Here is a 19,086-nt window from a genome sequence, read left to right on the forward strand (position 1 = left end):
GTTTCCGCCCCGCCGCTACGAGTTCCCCACCACGTCCTCCGGGAACGTCAGCTGCTCGTTCATCCAGGTGAGCGCGGCGGGCAGTTCGCGCCGCCAGGTGGCGAAGTTGTGGCTGCCGTGGTCGAGGACGACCGAGTCCGCCTTCATCGGGGGGCGCACCGCGGCCAGGAAGGCCCGCGCGGCCGGGTAGTTCTTCTCGCCGGTACGGCTCGTACCGATCAGCACGTTCACCTGCGGCGCGGGCAGGTGCCGCAGCCGCCACATCAGATCGTGCTCCTGGCGCCGCCGGACCCGGTCCCGGCCGTCACCGAAGAGGTTGCCGGTGGTCGGGTCGTTGCTGACCTTGTAGTCGGGCGAGAGGGCAGCCGCCGAGGTGTACGTACGGTCGTGCCGCATGGCCAGCTGGAGGGCGCAGCTGCCGCCCGAGGAGTAGCCCAGGACGCCCCAGCCGCCCGGGTCGTGGCCGACGCGGTAGTGCGACTTCAGCGCCTCCGGCACGTCCCGCGCGAAGAACGTCTCGGCCTGCGGGCCGCCGGGCACGTCGACGCACTGGGTGTCGCGCGGCGGCGCGATCGTGGGCCGCAGCATCACGATGACCGTCGGCTGCATCCGGCCGGACCGGATCATCGTGGCGGCGGTCTGCGGCAGCCGCAGGTGCTGCCCCAGCAGGAACGTACCGCCCGGGTAGCCGCTCAGCGCGACGATGACCGGGAAGCGCTGGCGGGCGTACTGCGGCTGGAAGTACTGCGGCGGCAGATAGACGTACGCCGGGTCCACCGCCCGGGTCCGCCGCCCGACGATCCGCACCGACTCGACCCGGCCCACCAGCTCCGGCCGGCCCTTCGGCAGCCCGTGCACCTTGCCCAGGCCGTCCGGGCCGGACGTCTGCACCAGCCCCTTCGACGGATCGCCGGCCGGGCCCGCCGCACCGCCGTCGCCCCACTTCCCGAGCGCGGCCGGCGCATCGTCGTACAGCCCGAGCAGTTCGTGCCACGACGCGTAGAACTGGAAGTTGGCGTTCACCGCCAGGCCGAGTGCCGAGACGACGGCCAGCTGGGTCGCCACGATCGAACCGAGCCGCCCCAGCAGCGCCCGCGGGCCGCGCCCGGCGAACCGCGGCCACCGCCAGAGCGTGAGCGCCACACAGACCACGGCGACCGCGGCCATGGCGTACAACAGCGACCGGCTGGTCAGTCCCATGACGTATTTCCCCAGACGTCCCGCGCCGTGCGCCGCTCCCCCGGCGGCCCGCCACGGCGTATTCCGCGGTCCTCCGGAAGAGCCCGGAAGACCTCATTGCGCCAGGTTTGATGTCCCTTGACGCCCCGGCGTTGCGGGCCCCCGCAGGAGTTCGGCCGCGCGACCACCGCGGTACGCCGGGACTTCACGCGGAGGCCGCCGGGTGGCTACGGGAGGCGGGCGCACGGGGCGGAGGGCGGGCCGGCGAGGACCGGGCGACGGCGACCGGAGGAGCTCTTCGCACCGGTCCGGAAATCCTTGCGCACCGCACCGGATCACCCCGCGATCCGGCAATGGCATCCTGGAGCCACCGGGCCGCGACCGGCCGGGTCGAGGGAGGACGGCGATGGGCACCGAGACGGCAGGGCAGCGGCAGGTGGGCGGCCCGCCGGCGACCGCGGCGGTGCGGTCACCGGACGTGCGACCGATGCGGGCCGACGCCCGCCGCAACTACGAACGGCTGCTGACCGAGGCCCGTACGGCCTTCACCGAGCACGGCACGGACACCTCGCTGGAGGACATCGCGCGCCGCGCCGGCGTCGGCATCGGCACCCTCTACCGGCACTTCCCCAACCGCACCGCCCTCATGGGCGCGGTCTTCCAGAGCGAGGTCGACGCCCTGCTCGGCTACGCCCGGGAGCTCGCCGACGCCCCGCAGCCGTGCGCCGCGCTGGTCGACTGGCTGCGCGCGATCATCACCCACGCCAGCACCTACCGCGGACTGTCCCGCGCCCTGATGACGGCGTCGGCGGACGAGAGCTCGGGGATGGCGCGGTGCAGCGTACCGATGCGGGAGGCCGGCGGCGCGCTGCTGGCCCGCGCCCAGCAGGCCGGGGCGGTACGGCCCGACGTGAACATCAGCGATCTGATGCAGCTGACCAACGGCATCGCGCTGGCCGTCGAGGAGTCCCCGGACGACCCGCAACTCGCCGACCGGCTGCTGACCCTGACCCTGACCGGCCTGAAGCCCTGACGGGTGTAAGCCCTGACGTGTGGAAGCCCTGGCCCGGCAGGAACGCCGACCGGGCCGGAACTCTGGTGCCCGCGGTCCTCAGCGCCGCCGCGGGGCGAGGTCCGCGACCCGGCCGCCCGGCGCCTCGGACAGCGACGGGGCCGACCGCAGCTGCGGTCCCCCGCCCCCGCCCGGCCCGTGGCTGCGCCGCTGGCCCGGCAGCGGGACGTCCCGCCGGTGGCCACGGCGGTCACCCGCCCCGCCGTCCAGGCCCGGCTGACCGCTGCCATGTCCGGCACCCGTACCGCCGGCGACGGCGATCTGGACGCCCTGGTCGGCCAGTGCCTGGAGCTCCGTCGCGGCACGGTCGTCGTGGGCCGGCGGCTCGTCCGTCACCAGGCGGGTGATCACATCCGTCGGCACGGTCTGGAACATCGTGTCGGAACCGAGCTTGGTGTGGTCGGCGAGCACCACCACCTCCCCCGCCGCCTGCACCAGCGCCCGGTCGACGCTCGCGGAGAGCATGTTGGACGTGGACAGCCCGCGCTCGGCGGTCAGCCCGCTGCCCGACAGGAAGGCACGGGACACCCGCAGGCCCTGGAGGGACTGCTCGGCACCGCTGCCGACCAGCGCGTAGTTGGAGCCGCGCAGGGTGCCCCCGGTCATCACCACCTCGACGCGGTTGGCGTGCGCCAACGCCTGGGCGACCAGCAGGGAGTTGGTGACGACGGTCAGCCCGGGCACCCGGGCGAGCCGGCGGGCCAGTTCCTGGGTGGTCGTTCCGGCGCCGACGACGATGGCCTCGCCCTCGTCGACGAAACCGGCCGCGAGATCGGCGATGGCCGTTTTCTCCGCGGTCGCTAGATGGGATTTCTGCGGGAATCCGGATTCGCGGGTAAAGCCTCCCGGGAGGACCGCGCCGCCGTGCCGGCGGTCGAGCAGTCCCTCTGCCTCCAGCGCCCGCACGTCCCGCCGTACGGTCACTTCGGAGGTCTGGACGACGCGGGCGAGCTCCCGGAGCGAAACCGCTCCGTTGGCGCGCACCATTTCAAGGATCAATTGGCGACGTTCTGCAGCGAACACGAAACTGACAGTAACGCCAACGACCGTCTGTTTTCAGCAGGTTGCACCAATTAACGGAAGTTGTTCACACCGCACAGCGTGACGTGGTATGCGCGGTGCATATGTCGCGCGGACCTCGAACTCCCTTGCCCCGCCAACCGCTTGCTGCCTGGTCAACCGGCCTGCCGGCCGGGCCGCGGCGGAACCTCGCGCCGGTCGCGCGCCCGCCCCGCCCGAGCGGGCTGCAGGGACGTTTCATCCCAAGTGCTCACCGGCAGCACAAAGTTTTCAATCGCCGCCGGCCGGCCGCATATCGGCGCTTTATCGGTTGTTCACCGCGCGGCCCGGCCGGACACCGCCCCGCCTACTCGCTGCCCGTCTTCCGTGCGTGCAGCTGCCGGGCGACCTCGGCGATCGAACCGGACAGCGACGGGTACACGGTGAACGCGCTGGCGATCTGCTCGACGGTCAGATTGTTGTCGACCGCGATCGAGATCGGGTGGATGAGCTCGCTGGCGCGCGGGGAAACGACCACACCGCCGACCACGATGCCCGTACCGGGACGGCAGAACAGCTTCACGAAACCGTCGCGGATGCCCTGCATCTTCGCCCGCGGGTTGCGCAGCAGCGGAAGCTTCACGACCCGGGCGTCGATCTTCCCGCCGTCGACGTCGGCCTGCGAATAACCGACCGTGGCGATCTCCGGGTCGGTGAAGACGTTCGCGGAAACCGTCTTGAGGTTCAGCGGCGCGACCGCGTCACCGAGGAAGTGGTACATCGCGATCCGGCCCTGCATCGCCGCGACCGACGCCAGCGCGAAGACGCCGGTGCAGTCACCCGCCGCGTACACGCCCGGCGCGCTGGTCCGCGAGACCTTGTCCGTCCACACGTGGCCGGACTCCTTCAGCTTGACCCCGGCACCCTCCAGGCCCATGCCCTCGGTGTTGGGGATCGAACCGACCGCCATCAGGCAGTGCGTACCGGAGATCGTCCGGCCGTCGGCCAGCGTCACCTCGACCCGGTCGCCCACCCGCTTGGCCGACTGCGCCCGCGAACGCGCCATGACGTTCATGCCGCGCCGCCGGAAGACGTCCTCCAGGACCGCGGCGGCGTCCGGGTCCTCACCCGGCAGCACCCGGTCCCGGGACGAGACCAGCGTGACGCGGGAGCCGAGCGCCTGATAGGCACCGGCGAACTCGGCGCCCGTGACACCGGACCCGACCACGATGAGCTCCTCGGGCAGCTCGTCGAGGTCGTAGACCTGCGTCCAGTTCAGGATCCGCTCGCCGTCGGGCAGGGCGTCCGGGATCTCGCGGGGGTGCGCGCCGGTGGCGATCAGCACCGCGTCCGCGATCAGGCCCTCGGTCGTCCCGTCCGCCGCGGTCACCGTCACCTTGCGCGAACCGTCCGGCGCCTGGCCCGGCTCCAGCCGGCCGCGGCCGCGCATGACCCGGCCGCCGGCGCGGGTCACCGAGGCCGTGATGTCATGCGACTGGGCGAGCGCGAGCCGCTTGACCCGTCGGTTGACCTTCCCCAGGTCAACGCCCACGACGCGGGCCGGCCGCTCGTTGTACGGGGTGTCGTCCTCGACGATGATGCCGAGCTCTTCGTACGACGAGTCGAAGGTCGTCATCACCTCGGCCGTCGCGATCAGGGTCTTCGACGGCACGCAGTCGGTGAGCACCGACGCCCCGCCCAGACCGTCGCAGTCGACGACGGTCACCTCCGCGCCGAGAGAGGCGGCCACCAGGGCCGCTTCGTATCCGCCGGGTCCGCCACCGATGATCACGATCCGAGTCACGTACTCCATTGTCCCGCACGCCCGTACGTCCCTCGCGCCCGGGGGCGGAGTGTGGCCCCTACGTGCGCCGGGACGCGCGCTGCCCCGCCCTTGTGCGAACCTCCGGTACCACGAGCCCGACGGGCATCCTCCCGTACCCTCGGAACCATGTCGCTCTACGCCGCGTACGCCGGCAACCTCGACGCGCGGCTGATGTCCCGCCGCGCACCGCACTCGCCGCTGCGCGGCACGGGCTGGCTCAGCGGCTGGCGGCTCACCTTCGGCGGCGAGCAGATGGGGTGGGAGGGCGCCCTCGCGACGGTGGTCGAGGACCCGGACTCCCAGCTCTTCGTCGCGCTCTACGACATCGCCCCGATGGACGAGGAGTCCTTGGACCGCTGGGAGGGCGTCGGCATGGGTATCTACCGCCGGATGCGGGTCCGGGTGCACACCCTCGAAGGCGACGAGACCGCCTGGATCTACGTCCTCAACGGCTACGAGGGCGGCCTCCCCTCCGCCCGCTACCTGGGCGAGATCGCCGACGCCGCCGAATCCGCCGGCGCCCCCCACGACTACGTCATGGAACTCCGCAAGCGGCCTTGCTGACGGGGCGGGCGGGCGGTCCTGCCGCCCGCCGGGCCTTGCCGATGCCGGGCCGTGCCCACCTCATGCCCGGGCCGAGCTCACCTCCTGTCCGGGCCGTGCCCCCTCCTGTCCACGCCGGGCTCACTTCCTGTCCGCGCCGGGACCGCGGCATGTCCGGGGCAGGTCGTTCGTCAAAAGCCACAAGAGAACGTTGCCAGCACCGTGAGCAGCGACATCTACGCGCGTAGGGGAATACCGGCTACCCTCGTCCGCGTGAACGCATCTGTTACCCCGGACATCGCGCGCGACCCCCAGGGCGCCGCCGACGCCGCCGCCGCCCGCCTGCGCGAGCTGACCGGCGCCGAGACCCACGACGTCGCCCTGGTGATGGGCTCCGGCTGGGCGCCGGCAGCCGAGGCCCTGGGCGCGCCCGAGCACGAATTCCCCGTCACCGAGCTGCCCGGCTTCCCGCCCCCGGCCGTCGCCGGCCACGGCGGCAAGATCCGCTCCTACAAGATCGGCGAGAAGCGCGCCCTGGTCTTCCTCGGCCGCACGCACTACTACGAGGGCCGGGGCGTCGCCGCCGTCGCGCACGGCGTCCGCACCGCCGTCGCCGCCGGCTGCAAGACCGTCGTGCTCACCAACGGGTGCGGTGGCCTGCGCCAGGGCATGCGCCCGGGCCAGCCGGTCCTCATCAGCGACCACCTGAACCTCACCGCCACCTCCCCGATCGTCGGCGCGAACTTCGTCGACCTGACGGACCTGTACTCGCCGCGGCTGCGCGCGCTGTGCAAGGAGATCGACCCGAGCCTGGAGGAGGGCGTCTACGTCCAGTTCCCCGGCCCGCACTACGAGACCCCGGCCGAGATCAAGATGATCCGGACCCTGGGTGCCGACCTGGTCGGCATGTCCACCGTCCTGGAGGCCATCGCGGCCCGCGAGGCCGGTGCGGAGGTGCTCGGGCTGTCGCTGGTGACGAACCTCGCCGCCGGCATGACGGGTGAGCCGCTCAACCACGAAGAGGTCCTGCAGGCCGGCCGCGACTCCGCGACCCGGATGGGGAGCCTGCTCGGACAGGTCCTCAGCAAGATCTGAGATCCGGCCGAGGGCCCGGCCATGGCCGCACGCCGCCGCCATGGCCGGACCGCCGAGGGCCCGGCCGCGGCCGGTCCGGCGACCGGGCCGGGGCCGGCTCCGGTTCCCCGCACCCACCTCACCCACCGCATCCACTAGGCAGGAGCATGACGTGGCTACCGAATCCGCGGAGCTGATCGACCGGGCCCGGGCCTGGCTGGCCGAGGACCCCGACCCGGAGACCCGGGACGAGTTGTCCAAGCTGATCGCGGCCGAGGACACCGACGAGCTGGCGGCCCGGTTCGCCGGCACCCTGCAGTTCGGCACGGCCGGGCTGCGCGGGGAGCTGGGCGCGGGCCCGATGCGGATGAACCGTTCGGTGGTCATCCGGGCCGCGGCCGGCCTCGCCGCGTACCTGAAGGCGAAGGGCGAGGGTTCCGGCCTGGTCGTCATCGGCTACGACGCGCGCCACAAGAGCGCCGACTTCGCGCGGGACACCGCGGCCGTCATGGTCGGCGCCGGCCTGCGCGCCGCGCTGCTGCCGCGGCCGCTGCCCACCCCCGTCCTGGCCTTCGCGATCCGGCACCTGGGCGCGGTGGCCGGCGTCGAGGTCACCGCCAGCCACAACCCGCCGCGCGACAACGGCTACAAGGTCTACCTGGGGGACGGTTCGCAGATCGTGCCGCCCGCGGACGGGGAGATCGCCGCGGAGATCGCCGCGGTGCGCTCACTGTCGGACGTACCGCGGCCCGGGTCCGGCTGGGAGACCCTCGACGACGCGGTTCTGGACGCCTACCTGGCGCGTACGGACGCGGTGCTGACGCCCGGCTCGGCCCGGGACCTCGACGTCGTCTACACGCCCCTGCACGGCGTCGGCCGGGACGTGCTCGTCGCCGCCTTCGCCCGGGCCGGCTTCCCGGCCCCCGCGGTCGTGGCGGAGCAGGCCGAGCCGGACCCGGACTTCCCGACGGTCGCGTTCCCCAACCCGGAGGAGCCGGGCGCGATGGACCTCGCGTTCGCCACCGCCCGGGAGCGGGGCGAAGACGTCGACCTGGTGATCGCCAACGACCCGGACGCGGACCGCTGTGCCGTCGCCGTCCCGGCCCCCGGCACCCCCGAGGGCTGGCGGATGCTGCGCGGTGACGAGGTCGGCGCGCTGCTCGCCGCCCACCTCGTCAGCAAGCAGGCGTCCGGCACGTTCGCGACGACCATCGTCTCCTCGCAGCTGATGTCCCGTATCGCCGCGGCCTCCTCGCTGCCCTACGAGGAGACCCTGACCGGCTTCAAGTGGCTGGCCCGGGTGGACGGTCTGCGGTACGCCTACGAGGAGGCGCTCGGCTACTGCGTCGACCCGGAGGGCGTCCGCGACAAGGACGGCATCACCGCCGCCCTGCTGGTCACCGAGCTGGCCGCGGAGCTCAAGCGGGCCGGCCGGACGATCGCCGATCTGCTGGACGACCTCGCGGTGGAGTTCGGGGTGCACGCGACCGACCAGCTGTCGGTACGGGTCGAGGACCTGACGCTGATCGCCGACGCGATGCGCCGGCTCCGCGAGCAGCCGCCGGCCGCGCTGGCCGGTCTGGCGGTGACCCAGGCGGACGACCTGAACCAGGGCACCGACGCCCTCCCGCCGACCGACGGACTGCGCTACTACCTCTCCGGCTCCCCCGAGGCCGGCATCGAGTCCGCCCGTGTCGTCGTGCGCCCCAGTGGCACCGAGCCCAAGCTGAAGTGCTATCTGGAGGTCGTCGCGCCGGTGTCCGGGCCGGAGGCGCTCGACGCGGCGCGCACGAGGGCGGCCGCCACCCTGGCCGCCATCAAGGAGGACGTGTCGGCGGCGGCCGGGATCTGACGGTCCCCTGCCACCTGCTGCAAGGCCCCTCGCCCTCGGGCGGGGGGCCTTTCCCGTAGGGGAGCCGGAGTCCGGGTGTGTCAGAGCGCGAGCATCACGACGAGGCCGACCGCGCCCGCCACGAGGGGCGCGAGGATCTCGTACGCCCAGCGGACCACCGGCTCGCCCTGGGTGTCCGCCCGGCCCGCGACGCGTTCCTTGATCTCGCGCAGTTCGTCCAGGGCCTGGTCGGCCAGGGCGCGCGGGGCCGGTCCGGCGCCGGCGTCCGGGCCGAACCGGGGGGTGTCCGCGCCGGCGCCGCGCAGGGCCTGCCGGTTCGCCTTCTTGCGCTGCCGCAGGGAGACCGGGATGGCCCAGAGCTGGAATTTCCCGGCGGTGGTGAACACCTCCGTGGAGAACGAGGCGCGCAGCTCCTCGACCGCGCTCCAGGGCAGCGTGATCGTACGGAACGGATTGCGCACGGTCAGCCGCTCGTCGCCGGCCCGCACCAGCGGCCGCAGGGTGAAGGCGGCCACCAGCGGGACGCCGAGGAGCACGGCGAACACCGTGGTCAGCTTGGCGTGCGGGGTGCCGTGCAGCAGGGCGTCGGCACCGAGCCAGCCGCCGAGCAGCAGGAGCAGGACGCCGCCGACGAGGGCCGCGGGCGAGCGGTAGCTGCGCTCGGCGTACTGCTGCGGTGGCGGGGTGGTCCGGTCCTGGCGCGTCATGCCGCCGATTCTGCCTGACCGTCCGGATGCCGGACATTGCGTTACGGCATCATTCGGGCAGTGGCCGGAATGGCGGCGTCCAGGGGGATGACATTGCGCTACGCGCGTAGATATGCTCCCCTCGTGACCATGCCCATCACTGTTCCCGCATACGGCAAGGAAGCCGCGGGGCGTCTGGCGTCAATGGCGGCCGTGACCGCCGACGACGGTGCGCTGCGCCGCTTCCTCCACGGCCTCCCCGGCGTCGACGCGGTCGGCCTCGAAGCCCGCGCCGCCACCCTCGGCACCCGCTCGATCAAGACCACGGCGAAGGCGTACGCCATCGACCTCGCCCTCTCGATGATCGACCTGACGACCCTCGAAGGCGCGGACACCCCGGGCAAGGTCCGGGCGCTGTGCGCCAAGGGCATCAACCCGGATCCCACCGACCGCACCACCCCCAAGGTCGCGGCGATCTGCGTCTACCCCGACATGGTCGCGACGGCCAAGGAGGCGCTCGGCGACTCCGGCATCCACGTCGCGTCCGTCGCCACCGCCTTCCCGGCCGGCCGCGCCGCGCTGCCGGTCAAGCTGGCCGACACCCGGGACGCGGTCGCGGCCGGCGCCGACGAGATCGACATGGTGATCGACCGGGGCGCCTTCCTCTCAGGCCGCTACCTGCAGGTCTTCGAGGAGATCAAGGCCGTCAAGGAGGCCTGCGCCCGGCCCGACGGCTCGGCCGCGCACCTGAAGGTCATCTTCGAGACCGGCGAGCTCCAGACGTACGACAACGTCCGCCGGGCCTCCTGGCTGTCGATGCTGGCCGGCGCCGACTTCATCAAGACCTCCACCGGCAAGGTGGCCGTGAACGCCACCCCGCCCGTCACGCTGCTGATGCTGGAGGCGGTCCGCGACTTCCACGCCGCCACCGGCGTCCAGGTCGGCGTGAAGCCGGCCGGCGGGATCCGCACCACCAAGGACGCGATCAAGTACCTGGTGATGGTCAACGAGACGCTCGGCGAGCCCTGGCTGACCGCCGACTGGTTCCGCTTCGGCGCCTCCAGCCTCCTGAACGACCTGCTGATGCAGCGCCAGAAGCTCAGCACCGGCCGCTACTCCGGCCCCGACTACGTCACGGTGGACTGAGGCACCCATGACCTTCGAATACGCACCCGCACCCGAGTCCCGCTCGGTCGTCGACATCGCGCCGTCCTACGGACTGTTCATCGACGGCGAGTTCGCCCCGGCCGCCGACGGCAAGGTCTTCAAGACCGTCTCCCCCTCCTCCGAGGAGGTCCTGTCCGAGGTCGCCCAGGCCACCACCGACGACGTCGACCGGGCCGTGAAGGCCGCCCGCAAGGCGTTCGAGAAGTGGTCGGCGCTGCCGGGCGCCGAGCGCGCCAAGTACCTGTTCCGGATCGCCCGGATCATCCAGGAGCGCTCGCGCGAGCTGGCCGTCCTGGAGTCGCTGGACAACGGCAAGCCGATCCGCGAGTCCCGTGACGCCGACCTGCCGCTGGTCGCCGCGCACTTCTTCTACTACGCGGGCTGGGCCGACAAGCTCGACCACGCCGGCTACGGCCCGAACCCGCGCGCCCTGGGCGTCGCGGGCCAGGTCATCCCGTGGAACTTCCCGCTGCTGATGCTGGCGTGGAAGATCGCCCCGGCGCTGGCGACCGGCAACACGGTCGTGCTGAAGCCGGCCGAGACCACCCCGCTGTCCGCGCTGTTCTTCGCGGACGTCTGCCGCCAGGCGGGCCTGCCCAAGGGCGTCGTCAACATCCTCACCGGGGACGGCTCGACGGGCGCGGCGCTGGTGGCCCACCCCGACGTCAACAAGGTGGCCTTCACCGGCTCCACCGAGGTCGGCAAGGCCATCGCCCGTACGGTCGCCGGCACCGACAAGAAGCTCACCCTGGAACTGGGCGGCAAGGCGGCGAACATCGTCTTCGACGACGCCCCCATCGACCAGGCCGTCGAGGGCATCGTCAACGGCATCTTCTTCAACCAGGGCCACGTCTGCTGCGCCGGCTCCCGCCTCCTGGTGCAGGAGTCGGTCCAGGACGAGCTGCTGGACGCGCTCAAGCGGCGGATGCAGACCCTGCGCGTGGGCGACCCGCTGGACAAGAACACCGACGTCGGTGCGATCAACTCGGCCGAGCAGCTGGCCCGGATCACCGAGCTGGCCGACGCGGGCGAGGCCGAGGGCGCCGAGCGCTGGGCCCCGGCCTGTGAACTCCCCTCCGCCGGCTATTGGTTCGCGCCCACGCTCTTCACGGGCGTCACCCAGGCCCACCGGATCGCCCGGGAGGAGATCTTCGGCCCGGTGCTGTCCGTGCTGACCTTCCGCACCCCGGCCGAGGCCGTGGAGAAGGCCAACAACACCCCGTACGGCCTCTCCGCGGGCATCTGGACGGAGAAGGGCTCGCGCATCCTGTGGATGGCGAACAAGCTCCGTGCGGGTGTCATCTGGTCCAACACGTTCAACAAGTTCGACCCGGCCTCGCCGTTCGGCGGTTACAAGGAGTCGGGCTTCGGCCGCGAGGGCGGCCGGCACGGTCTGGAGGCGTACCTCGATGTCTGAGCGTCTGTCGGTCTTCAAGACCTACAAGCTGTACGTGGGCGGGAAGTTCCCGCGTTCCGAGAGCGGCCGGGTGTACGAGGTGAGTGACGCGAAGGGCAACTGGCTGGCGAACGCACCCCTGTCCTCCCGCAAGGACGCGCGGGACGCGGTGGTCGCCGCCCGCAAGGCGTTCGGCGGCTGGTCGGGCGCCACGGCGTACAACCGCGGGCAGATCCTCTACCGCATCGCCGAGATGCTGGAGGGCTGCCGCGACCAGTTCGTCGCCGAGGTCGCCGACGCCGAGGGGCTGTCCAGGTCCAAGGCCACCGCCCAGGTGGAGGCGGCGATCGACCGCTGGGTCTGGTACGCGGGCTGGTCCGACAAGGTCGCGCAGATCGCCGGCGGCGCCAACCCCGTCGCGGGCCCGTACTTCAACCTCTCCTCGCCCGAGCCGACCGGTGTGGTCGCGGTCCTGGCCCCGCAGAAGTCGTCGTTCCTGGGCCTGGTCTCGGTGATCGCGCCGGCCGTCGTCACCGGCAACACCACCGTGGTGGTCGCCTCGGAGAAGTCCCCGCTGCCGGCCCTGTCACTGGGTGAGGTGCTGGCCACGTCCGACCTGCCGGGCGGTGTGGTCAACGTCCTCTCGGGCCGTACGGCGGAGATCGCCGCGCCGCTCGCCGCGCACCAGGACGTCAACGCGCTCGATCTCGCGGGTGCGGACGCCGGGTTGGCCAAGGAGCTGGAGATCGCGGCGGCCGACAACCTCAAGCGGGTGCTGCGCCCGCGCACGGAGGACTGGGGCGCCGACCCGGGCACGGACCGGCTGCTGGCCTTCCTGGAGACGAAGACGGTCTGGCACCCGATGGGTGTCTGATCCGGCGCGTCCACGACGCACCACCGCCCCGGGTGCCGCGGCACCCGGGGCGGTGGTGTGTCCGGAGCAGGACGGGAGTTGGCGGTCAGCCGGGCAGGATCCGTTCGACCTTGTTGACCAGCGGGACGTCGCGGATCGCCGCACCGTGCGAGAGGCTGCCCGTCACCAGGTCGGTGCTGAGCGGCTTGAAGTCGGCGACCTGGGTGCCGACGGCGTTGGCGAGCGGGTCGACGCCGGTGTTGGCCAGCGGGTCCACCTGGATGTTCTTCAGCGGCCCGACGCCGCCGGCCGCGGAGGTCAGCAGCGCGCCGGTCAACGCGTGGGCGGTGGCGCCGGTGTCGGTGCTGTGCCGGCCGGGACCGTGCCGGTCGGGTCCGTGACCGGGGCTGTGGTCAGGAGTGTGGTGCGGGGTGGACGCGGGGGCCGCGCCTGCCGTCGCCGCACCGCCCCCCGCGAGCGCGGCGCCGGCCGCGGAGACCACCAGGCCGGCGCGCAGCAGGGTGCGCGGGACGCGGCTGGGCTTGGGACGTGCGTGGGAGGGCATCTGCCACCTGCCTGTGGTTCGAAAAGCGTCTAAAAGCGTCGGAATATATCGGAAGCGTGCGGCGTTCCAGGGGCGTCGGGTAATCGTCTGACCGCGTAGCGTAGTTGAGCTGCGGGTGGGCGGGCCACCTCGCGCGCCAGGGGTAGCCCACACGGCGCAATGCGGGACAATGGCTGTCCGTGACCACCGACTCCGCCGCCCGGCCGCCCTCCTCCGAGCCCTCGACCCCGGTCGAGCCGGGAGGTGCCCGCACCCGCGTCGTCCTGCTGACCGGCCCGTCCGGCACCGGCAAGACGTCCCTGGCCGCCCACAGCGGTCTGCCCGTCCTCCGTCTCGACGACTTCTACAAGGAGGGGACGGACCCGACGCTGCCCCAACTGCCGGACGGCGGCGGCGCGGACTGGGACTCGCCGCTCTCCTGGGACGCCGGTGCCGCCGTCGCCGCGATCGAGGCGCTGTGCCGTACGGGGCGTACGGACGTCCCGGTGTACGACATCTCGCTCAGCGCCCGGGTCGGCGCCGCGGAACTCGATCTCGGGGGCGCCCCGCTGTTCATCGCCGAGGGCATCTTCGCCGCCGATGTGATCGCGGCGTGCCGGGCGGCGGGCCTGCTGGCCGATGCGCTGTGTCTGCGCGGGCATCCGGTCACCACCTTCCGCCGGCGGCTGCAGCGGGATCTGCGAGAGGCCCGCAAACCGGTCCCGTACCTGATTCGCCGGGGGCTGCGGCTGCTGCGCGCCGAGCGGTCGGTGGTGGCCCGCCACACGGCGCTGGGCGCCCACCCGTGCGCGCGGCCGGAGGCGCTGGCCCGTATTTCCGCCGCGGGTGTGGCCCGTACCGCGGGTGCGGAACGGGCGGCCGTAGGCTCCTGACCGCCGGCCGGGCACGTCGGGTGCCCCGCCACCTCAGGGGAGGACGTACTGATGCCGAGGGAACACCACTACCGCACGACGGTCACCTGGACCGGCGACAACGGCACGGGGACCAGCAACTACCGGGCGTACGGCCGGGACCACGAGGTCAGCGCCGAGGGACTGCCGCCGCTGCCGGGCACCGCGGACCCGGCGTTCCGCGGGACGGCCGACCGCTGGAACCCCGAGCAGCTGCTGCTCGCCTCCCTGGCGCAGTGCCACATGCTGTCCTATCTGGCGCTGTGCGCGCTGGCCGGCGTGGTGGTCACCGGGTACGCGGACGACGCGGCGGGCACGATGGCGGAGGACGGCAAGGGTGGCGGGCGGTTCACGGAGGTGGTGCTGCGGCCGCGCGTCGAGGTGGCCTCGGCGGACGACCTCGAACGGGCCCGGGCCCTGCACCACGACGCCCACGAGAAGTGCTTCATCGCCAACTCGGTGAACTTCCCGGTCCGGCACGAGCCGGTGGTGACGGTGCGGGACGCATAGCCGCGCCGGCGGCGGACGCACGGAAGCGGGCTCGGGCAGACCCCCCGGCCGCCCGAACCCGCTCATCTCCCCCGTACTTCCCCCGTATCCCCGATCCCCCTCGGGCCTTTCCCCCTCGGGCGTCCTTTTCAGGTCCCCCTCGGGTCTTTCCCCCGTTGGCGCGGCCCGTTCCCCCGGCGGGCCGCGCCGTTCCTTCAGGCCACCAGCTCGCCGAAGGACTCTTCCTCGTCACGGCCGAAGCTGAGCACCTCGTCGTCGCGCAGCCGTCGCAGCGCGCGCCAGATACTCGACTTCACCGTGCCGACACTGATGTTGAGGATGTCCGCGATCTCCGGGTCCGTGCGGCCCTCGTAGTAGCGCAGCACCAGCATGGTGCGCTGCGTCTCGGGCAGCCGGGCCAGCGCCTGCCACAGCACGGCGCGCAGCTCGGTGCCGCGCATCGCGTCCACGTCGCCGGCGGTCTCCGGCAGCTCCTCGGTCGGGTACTCGTTGAGCTTGCGCCGGCGCCAGGCGCTGATGTGCAGGTTGGTCATGGTGCGGCGCAGATAGCCGCCGAGCGCCGCCTTGTCGCTGATCCGGTCCCAGGCCCGGTAGGTCGAGAACAGTGCGCTCTGCAGCAGGTCCTCGGCCTCGTGGCGGTCCCCGGTCAGGTGGTAGGCGGTGGCGTACAGGGAGGCGCGGCGCTCCTGGACGTAGGCGGTGAAGGCCGCTTCGGCCTCGGCCGCCTCCGACGCGGAACGCCGTTCCCCCGTGCCCTCCCCGTACTCCGCTCCCCCGTTGTTCCCCCCGTGGACGGCGCTTCCCCCGTGCCGTCCCGTTCCCCCGTTGATCTCCACCGTCGTCGCGTCGATGGCCACCATGTACGGCGGCCGCTGACGCCCGATGCCGCGAGCACACCCCCGCAGGCTCACGGCACCGGACTTCTCCGGTGTCCGCACGACGTCGTGGAGTCGCGTGATAACTGCGCTGGAAGTGGTGCCGTGCAGTGTGGTCATCTCGCGCCCCCCGTCGTAGAGCCGGCTCGTTCGGTCCGTTTCGGTGTCCCGGGCGGTGATCGGTGTTGATCTCTCCCGGTGCCCCAAAGCCTGCCAACGCAGTTTCATCGCGTTGTCCGCCGACTGTCACAGCCCTGTCACAGGGGCAGGTCCGGCGCGGCGGACGGTTCGCAGGGGCGGCGGCCCGGGTAGGGCGGGACCACTGGTCGATGTCCCGGCGTCCCATGGGCCAGAATGGCGGACGTGCCTTTCCTGTTGCTGATCGAGGACGACGACGCCATCCGCACGGCCCTCGAACTCTCGCTGTCCCGCCAGGGTCACCGTGTGGTGACCGCGGCGACGGGCGAGGACGGTCTGAAGCTGCTGCGCGAGCAGCGCCCGGACCTCATCGTGCTGGACGTGATGCTGCCCGGCATCGACGGTTTCGAGGTGTGCCGCCGGATCCGGCGTACGGACCAGCTGCCCATCATCCTGCTCACCGCGCGCAACGACGACATCGACGTCGTGGTGGGACTGGAGTCCGGGGCGGACGACTACGTCGTCAAACCGGTCCAGGGGCGGGTGCTGGACGCCCGGATCCGGGCCGTGCTGCGCCGCGGGGAGCGCGAGTCCAGTGACTCGGCGACCTTCGGTTCGCTGGTGATCGACCGGTCGGCGATGACCGTCACCAAGAACGGCGAGGATCTGCAACTGACACCGACCGAGCTGCGGTTGCTGCTGGAGCTGAGCCGGCGGCCCGGCCAGGCTCTGTCCCGGCAGCAGCTGCTCCGGCTGGTGTGGGAGCACGACTACCTGGGCGACTCGCGCCTGGTGGACGCCTGTGTGCAGCGGCTGCGGGCGAAGGTGGAGGACGTGCCGTCCTCGCCGACCCTGATCCGTACGGTCCGCGGTGTCGGCTACCGGCTGGACTCACCGCAGTGAGGGAACGCGGCACGGACGGCGGGGCGGCGCAGGAGCGCGCGCAGGGCCCGGCCGGCGGTCCTGACGCGCCCGCGTCCACGCCCGTGCCGGGTAGCCGGCTGCTGCGGCTGCTCGGCCGGGCGCCGGGGCTGCTGCGCTGGACGAGCCTGCGGCTGCGGCTGGTGGTGGTCTTCGCGCTGGTGGCGCTGACCGCGGCGGTGTCCGCGTCCGGCATCGCGTACTGGCTGAACCGCAACACGGTGCTGGACCGCACGCAGAACGCGGTGCTCAAGGACTTCCGCAAGGCGCTGGAGGACAGTACGCGGTCGCTGCCGCTGCGTCCGCGGTGCGCCGAACTCCAGGACGCGGCACGGCAGATGGCGGCCGGGCCGCAGAACTACGCGGTGCTGCTGATCGGCGTGGACCGGTCGGGCAAGGACTGCGCGGCCACCACGGACAAGGACCTGCTGACGCTTGCGACGGTGCCGGCCTCGCTGCGCAAGGCCGTGAACGAGGTCCGTCCGGTCGACGAGTCCAACCGCTATGCGCACCACCTGTACTGGCAGCGCAAGCAGATCGGGGACACCCCGTACCTCGTCGCCGGGGCGAAGGTGATCGGCGGCGGGCCGACCGGCTACATGATGAAGTCGCTGGCCACCGAGCGGCAGGACCTCAACTCGCTGGCCTGGTCGCTGGGGATCGCGACCGCGCTCGCGCTGGTCGGCTCGGCGCTGCTGGCGCAGGCCGCCGCGACGACCGTGCTGCGGCCCGTACAGCGGCTGGGGCACGCGGCACGGCAGCTCGGCGAGGGACGGCTGGACACCCGGCTGCGGGTGACCGGCACCGACGAACTCGCGGATCTCTCCCGGACGTTCAACCGCACGGCGGAGCGGCTGGAGCAACGGGTCGAGGAGCTGAGCGGCCGGGAGGCGGCCTCCCGCCGCTTCGTCGCGGACATGTCGCACGAGCTGCGCACGCCGCTGACGGCGATCACCGCGGTCTCCGAGGTGCTGGAGGAGGAGGCCGAGTCCCTCGACCCGATGATCGCGCCCGCGGTCCAGCTGGTGGTGAGCGAGACCCGGCGGCTGAACGACCTGGTGGAGAACCTGATGGAGGTCACCCGCTTCGACGCGGGGACGGCCCGGCTGGTGCTGGACGACGTCGACGTCGCGGACCAGGTCACGGCGTGCATCGACGCGCGGGCCTGGCTGGACGCGGTCGACCTGGACGCGGACCGCGGCATCGTGGCCCGGCTGGACCCGAGGCGGCTCGACGTCATCCTGGCCAACCTGATCGGCAACGCCCTCAAACACGGCGGCTCGCCGGTCCGGGTGTCGGTGCGCACCGAGGACGCGGCAGGCGAGGAGCCGGACGGCACGGCCGGTCAGGAGGCGCCGGGCGGCGCCGACCAGGAGGCTCCCGCGGCGGCGGGCGGCCCGGCGGGCCCGTTCCGTACCGCGGACGGGCCGGAGCAGGCCGCCGACGGGCCGCAGGGGGCCGGACAGCCGACGGGCGGCGCCCGGCCGGGCAGCGGCCAGCTGGTGATCCGCGTACGGGACCACGGCCCCGGCATCCCCGAAGAGGTGCTGCCGCACGTCTTCGACCGCTTCTACAAGGCGAGCGCCTCCCGCCCGCGCTCCGAGGGCAGCGGCCTGGGCCTGTCCATCGCCCTGGAGAACGCGCACATCCACGGCGGCGAGATCACCGCGGCCAACCTCCCCGAGGGCGGCGCGGTCTTCACGCTGCGCCTTCCGATGGACGCCTCCCCCCTGGCCGACGACGGCCGACGCGACGGCTCCCCGGCCGGGCCCGGGCCCCGCCCCCGTAACGACGGCACGAAGGACGGGCGATGACGCGGCGGGGAGATCTGACGGGACGGCCGGCGGGACGCCGGACCGGACACGGGTGGCGGCGTACCGCCGGGGCGGTGGCGCTGCTGACGCTGGCGGCGACCGGCTGCGGGATCCGCGGTACGTCCGTGCCGGTGGACGCGGGCGGGGCGCCCGCGCGGGTCAGCTGCAAGGCACCGGCGGGCGACGCCGCGCCGGGCGAGGGCACCCGGGCCACCCTGTACCTGGTGTGCGGCTCGGCCCTGGCCCAGGTGGAACGAACGGTCCCGCCGGCCAAGGCCCCGGCCGGCGCCGACGTCCGCCTGCGGACCGCCCGTGCCCTCCTCCGGTCACTGCAGCAGCCGCCCTCCCCCGACGAGGAGAAGGCGGGCTTCAGCAGCGCACTGCCCGCCGACCTGAAGGTCGAGGGCCCGCACCCGGGCGACCCGGCGGACGCCTTCCGCCTGAGCCTCCCCCCGGACGACCTCCCGTCGTTCGCCCTGGCCCAACTGGTGTGCACCTACGGCGCCAGCCCGGCCCTGGGCCGCACCCACGCAGCCGTCCTCTCCGGCCCCGACCACACCACCCCCCACCGCTACGACTGCTCCGCCGATGTCCTCTCCAATCCGGACATCGCCGAACACGCGGGGTGGGGCGACACGTTGACGGGGAACGGCTGAGGGGTCACGGCGTAGATGGGCTTCGCCGCCCCTGGGGCTTCGCATCCCCCCTCCGACAGGCTTCGCCCGCC

General features: G+C 72.9%; 18 protein-coding genes. 12 read left to right on the forward strand and 6 right to left on the reverse strand.

Annotated elements, in window-relative coordinates:
* Nucleotides 1–15: 15 nt before the first annotated feature.
* Entirely contained in the window at nucleotides 16–1,200 is a 1,185-nt protein-coding gene (locus tag IG62_RS0112435) for an alpha/beta hydrolase (RefSeq protein WP_030801027.1), read from the reverse strand.
* A 466-nt stretch (nucleotides 1,201–1,666) separates the two neighbouring features.
* Here IG62_RS0112435 and IG62_RS0112440 point away from each other — a divergent pair, with 466 nt between their 5' ends.
* The gene (locus IG62_RS0112440) at nucleotides 1,667–2,212 is read left to right on the forward strand and encodes a TetR/AcrR family transcriptional regulator (RefSeq protein WP_030413143.1); all 546 of its coding nucleotides are present in this window, start codon (nucleotides 1,667–1,669) and stop codon (nucleotides 2,210–2,212) included.
* 78 nt (nucleotides 2,213–2,290) lie between these two features.
* Here IG62_RS0112440 and IG62_RS0112445 read toward each other — a convergent pair whose 3' ends face one another.
* Both IG62_RS0112445 and IG62_RS0112450 read right to left on the reverse strand, forming a co-directional pair.
* On the reverse strand, nucleotides 2,291–3,274 hold the full coding sequence (locus tag IG62_RS0112445; RefSeq protein WP_078871961.1) for a DeoR/GlpR family DNA-binding transcription regulator: 984 nt from the start codon (nucleotides 3,272–3,274) through the stop codon (nucleotides 2,291–2,293).
* Between the two features lie 343 nt (nucleotides 3,275–3,617).
* Nucleotides 3,618–5,063, reverse strand: a complete 1,446-nt coding sequence (locus tag IG62_RS0112450) for an NAD(P)H-quinone dehydrogenase (protein ID WP_030801032.1) — start codon at nucleotides 5,061–5,063, stop codon at nucleotides 3,618–3,620.
* A gap of 138 nt (nucleotides 5,064–5,201) precedes the next feature.
* Between IG62_RS0112450 and IG62_RS0112455 the strand changes: the two genes are divergently transcribed.
* The 3 genes from IG62_RS0112455 (at nucleotide 5,202) to IG62_RS0112465 (ending at nucleotide 8,544) form a co-directional block, all read left to right on the forward strand.
* The gene (locus tag IG62_RS0112455) at nucleotides 5,202–5,639 is read left to right on the forward strand and encodes a gamma-glutamylcyclotransferase (protein ID WP_030801033.1); all 438 of its coding nucleotides are present in this window, start codon (nucleotides 5,202–5,204) and stop codon (nucleotides 5,637–5,639) included.
* A gap of 252 nt (nucleotides 5,640–5,891) precedes the next feature.
* On the forward strand, nucleotides 5,892–6,713 hold the full coding sequence (locus IG62_RS0112460) for a purine-nucleoside phosphorylase (protein ID WP_030801041.1): 822 nt from the start codon (nucleotides 5,892–5,894) through the stop codon (nucleotides 6,711–6,713).
* Between the two features lie 151 nt (nucleotides 6,714–6,864).
* Nucleotides 6,865–8,544: a phospho-sugar mutase gene (locus IG62_RS0112465; RefSeq protein ID WP_030801043.1), complete on the forward strand. Its 1,680-nt coding sequence runs from the start codon at nucleotides 6,865–6,867 to the stop codon at nucleotides 8,542–8,544.
* A gap of 80 nt (nucleotides 8,545–8,624) precedes the next feature.
* Here IG62_RS0112465 and IG62_RS0112470 read toward each other — a convergent pair whose 3' ends face one another.
* Complete coding sequence (locus IG62_RS0112470; protein ID WP_030801046.1) at nucleotides 8,625–9,251, reverse strand: PH domain-containing protein; 627 nt, start codon at nucleotides 9,249–9,251, stop codon at nucleotides 8,625–8,627.
* 129 nt (nucleotides 9,252–9,380) lie between these two features.
* On the opposite strand from IG62_RS0112470, the gene deoC reads away from it, so the two are divergent.
* Genes deoC through IG62_RS0112485 form a run of 3 tightly spaced genes read left to right on the forward strand, consistent with a single transcriptional unit; the run spans nucleotide 9,381 to nucleotide 12,667 of the window.
* The gene (gene deoC, locus IG62_RS0112475) at nucleotides 9,381–10,376 is read left to right on the forward strand and encodes a deoxyribose-phosphate aldolase (protein WP_030413150.1); all 996 of its coding nucleotides are present in this window, start codon (nucleotides 9,381–9,383) and stop codon (nucleotides 10,374–10,376) included.
* A 7-nt stretch (nucleotides 10,377–10,383) separates the two neighbouring features.
* Entirely contained in the window at nucleotides 10,384–11,814 is a 1,431-nt protein-coding gene (locus IG62_RS0112480) for an aldehyde dehydrogenase family protein (RefSeq protein ID WP_030801048.1), read from the forward strand.
* Nucleotides 11,807–12,667: an aldehyde dehydrogenase family protein gene (locus IG62_RS0112485; protein ID WP_030801050.1), complete on the forward strand. Its 861-nt coding sequence runs from the start codon at nucleotides 11,807–11,809 to the stop codon at nucleotides 12,665–12,667. The genes IG62_RS0112480 and IG62_RS0112485 overlap by 8 nt, the downstream gene beginning before the upstream one ends.
* Before the next feature lie 85 nt (nucleotides 12,668–12,752).
* Here the strand turns inward: IG62_RS0112485 and IG62_RS0112490 are convergent, their stop codons facing one another.
* A complete protein-coding gene (locus tag IG62_RS0112490; RefSeq protein WP_030801053.1) occupies nucleotides 12,753–13,211 on the reverse strand; it encodes a hypothetical protein in 459 nt (152 codons plus the stop codon).
* Between the two features lie 173 nt (nucleotides 13,212–13,384).
* Here IG62_RS0112490 and IG62_RS0112495 point away from each other — a divergent pair, with 173 nt between their 5' ends.
* Both IG62_RS0112495 and IG62_RS0112500 read left to right on the forward strand, forming a co-directional pair.
* Nucleotides 13,385–14,083 (forward strand): ATP-binding protein, encoded by a 699-nt coding sequence (locus tag IG62_RS0112495; protein WP_420711062.1) that lies wholly within the window; start codon nucleotides 13,385–13,387, stop codon nucleotides 14,081–14,083.
* Nucleotides 14,084–14,134: 51 nt separating this feature from the next.
* Nucleotides 14,135–14,611, forward strand: a complete 477-nt coding sequence (locus IG62_RS0112500; RefSeq protein WP_030801058.1) for an OsmC family protein — start codon at nucleotides 14,135–14,137, stop codon at nucleotides 14,609–14,611.
* A gap of 194 nt (nucleotides 14,612–14,805) precedes the next feature.
* On the opposite strand, the gene IG62_RS0112505 is transcribed toward IG62_RS0112500, so the two are convergent.
* Nucleotides 14,806–15,606 carry a SigE family RNA polymerase sigma factor gene (locus tag IG62_RS0112505; protein WP_030801060.1) on the reverse strand — a complete coding sequence of 267 codons (801 nt, stop codon included), beginning with the start codon at nucleotides 15,604–15,606 and terminating at the stop codon, nucleotides 14,806–14,808.
* 243 nt (nucleotides 15,607–15,849) lie between these two features.
* Here IG62_RS0112505 and afsQ1 point away from each other — a divergent pair, with 243 nt between their 5' ends.
* The 3 genes from afsQ1 to IG62_RS0112520 are packed head-to-tail and all read left to right on the forward strand — an operon-like array spanning nucleotide 15,850 to nucleotide 19,015.
* On the forward strand, nucleotides 15,850–16,527 hold the full coding sequence (gene afsQ1, locus IG62_RS0112510) for a two-component system response regulator AfsQ1 (RefSeq protein WP_026169550.1): 678 nt from the start codon (nucleotides 15,850–15,852) through the stop codon (nucleotides 16,525–16,527).
* A complete protein-coding gene (locus IG62_RS0112515) occupies nucleotides 16,524–18,359 on the forward strand; it encodes a sensor histidine kinase (protein ID WP_030801062.1) in 1,836 nt (611 codons plus the stop codon). The genes afsQ1 and IG62_RS0112515 overlap by 4 nt, the downstream gene beginning before the upstream one ends.
* Entirely contained in the window at nucleotides 18,356–19,015 is a 660-nt protein-coding gene (locus IG62_RS0112520) for a hypothetical protein (RefSeq protein WP_030801064.1), read from the forward strand. The genes IG62_RS0112515 and IG62_RS0112520 overlap by 4 nt, the downstream gene beginning before the upstream one ends.
* Nucleotides 19,016–19,086: the final 71 nt, after the last annotated feature.

Source organism: Streptomyces sp. NRRL S-337 (genome assembly GCF_000720175.1).
Taxonomy (GTDB): domain Bacteria; phylum Actinomycetota; class Actinomycetes; order Streptomycetales; family Streptomycetaceae; genus Streptomyces; species Streptomyces siderophoricus.

What these genes read in the sequence shown, in the direction of transcription:
- IG62_RS0112520 (WP_030801064.1), top strand. Translation starts at nt 18,356, where the DNA reads ATGACGCGGCGGGGAGATCTGACGGGACGGCCGGCGGGACGCCGGACC.
- deoC (WP_030413150.1), top strand. Translation starts at nt 9,381, where the DNA reads ATGCCCATCACTGTTCCCGCATACGGCAAGGAAGCCGCGGGGCGTCTG.
- IG62_RS0112435 (WP_030801027.1), bottom strand. Translation starts at nt 1,200, where the DNA reads ATGGGACTGACCAGCCGGTCGCTGTTGTACGCCATGGCCGCGGTCGCC.
- IG62_RS0112470 (WP_030801046.1), bottom strand. Translation starts at nt 9,251, where the DNA reads ATGACGCGCCAGGACCGGACCACCCCGCCACCGCAGCAGTACGCCGAG.
- IG62_RS0112505 (WP_030801060.1), bottom strand. Translation starts at nt 15,606, where the DNA reads ATGACCACACTGCACGGCACCACTTCCAGCGCAGTTATCACGCGACTC.
- IG62_RS0112480 (WP_030801048.1), top strand. Translation starts at nt 10,384, where the DNA reads ATGACCTTCGAATACGCACCCGCACCCGAGTCCCGCTCGGTCGTCGAC.
- IG62_RS0112500 (WP_030801058.1), top strand. Translation starts at nt 14,135, where the DNA reads ATGCCGAGGGAACACCACTACCGCACGACGGTCACCTGGACCGGCGAC.
- IG62_RS0112450 (WP_030801032.1), bottom strand. Translation starts at nt 5,063, where the DNA reads ATGGAGTACGTGACTCGGATCGTGATCATCGGTGGCGGACCCGGCGGA.
- IG62_RS0112490 (WP_030801053.1), bottom strand. Translation starts at nt 13,211, where the DNA reads ATGCCCTCCCACGCACGTCCCAAGCCCAGCCGCGTCCCGCGCACCCTG.
- IG62_RS0112485 (WP_030801050.1), top strand. Translation starts at nt 11,807, where the DNA reads ATGTCTGAGCGTCTGTCGGTCTTCAAGACCTACAAGCTGTACGTGGGC.
- IG62_RS0112455 (WP_030801033.1), top strand. Translation starts at nt 5,202, where the DNA reads ATGTCGCTCTACGCCGCGTACGCCGGCAACCTCGACGCGCGGCTGATG.
- IG62_RS0112440 (WP_030413143.1), top strand. Translation starts at nt 1,667, where the DNA reads ATGCGGGCCGACGCCCGCCGCAACTACGAACGGCTGCTGACCGAGGCC.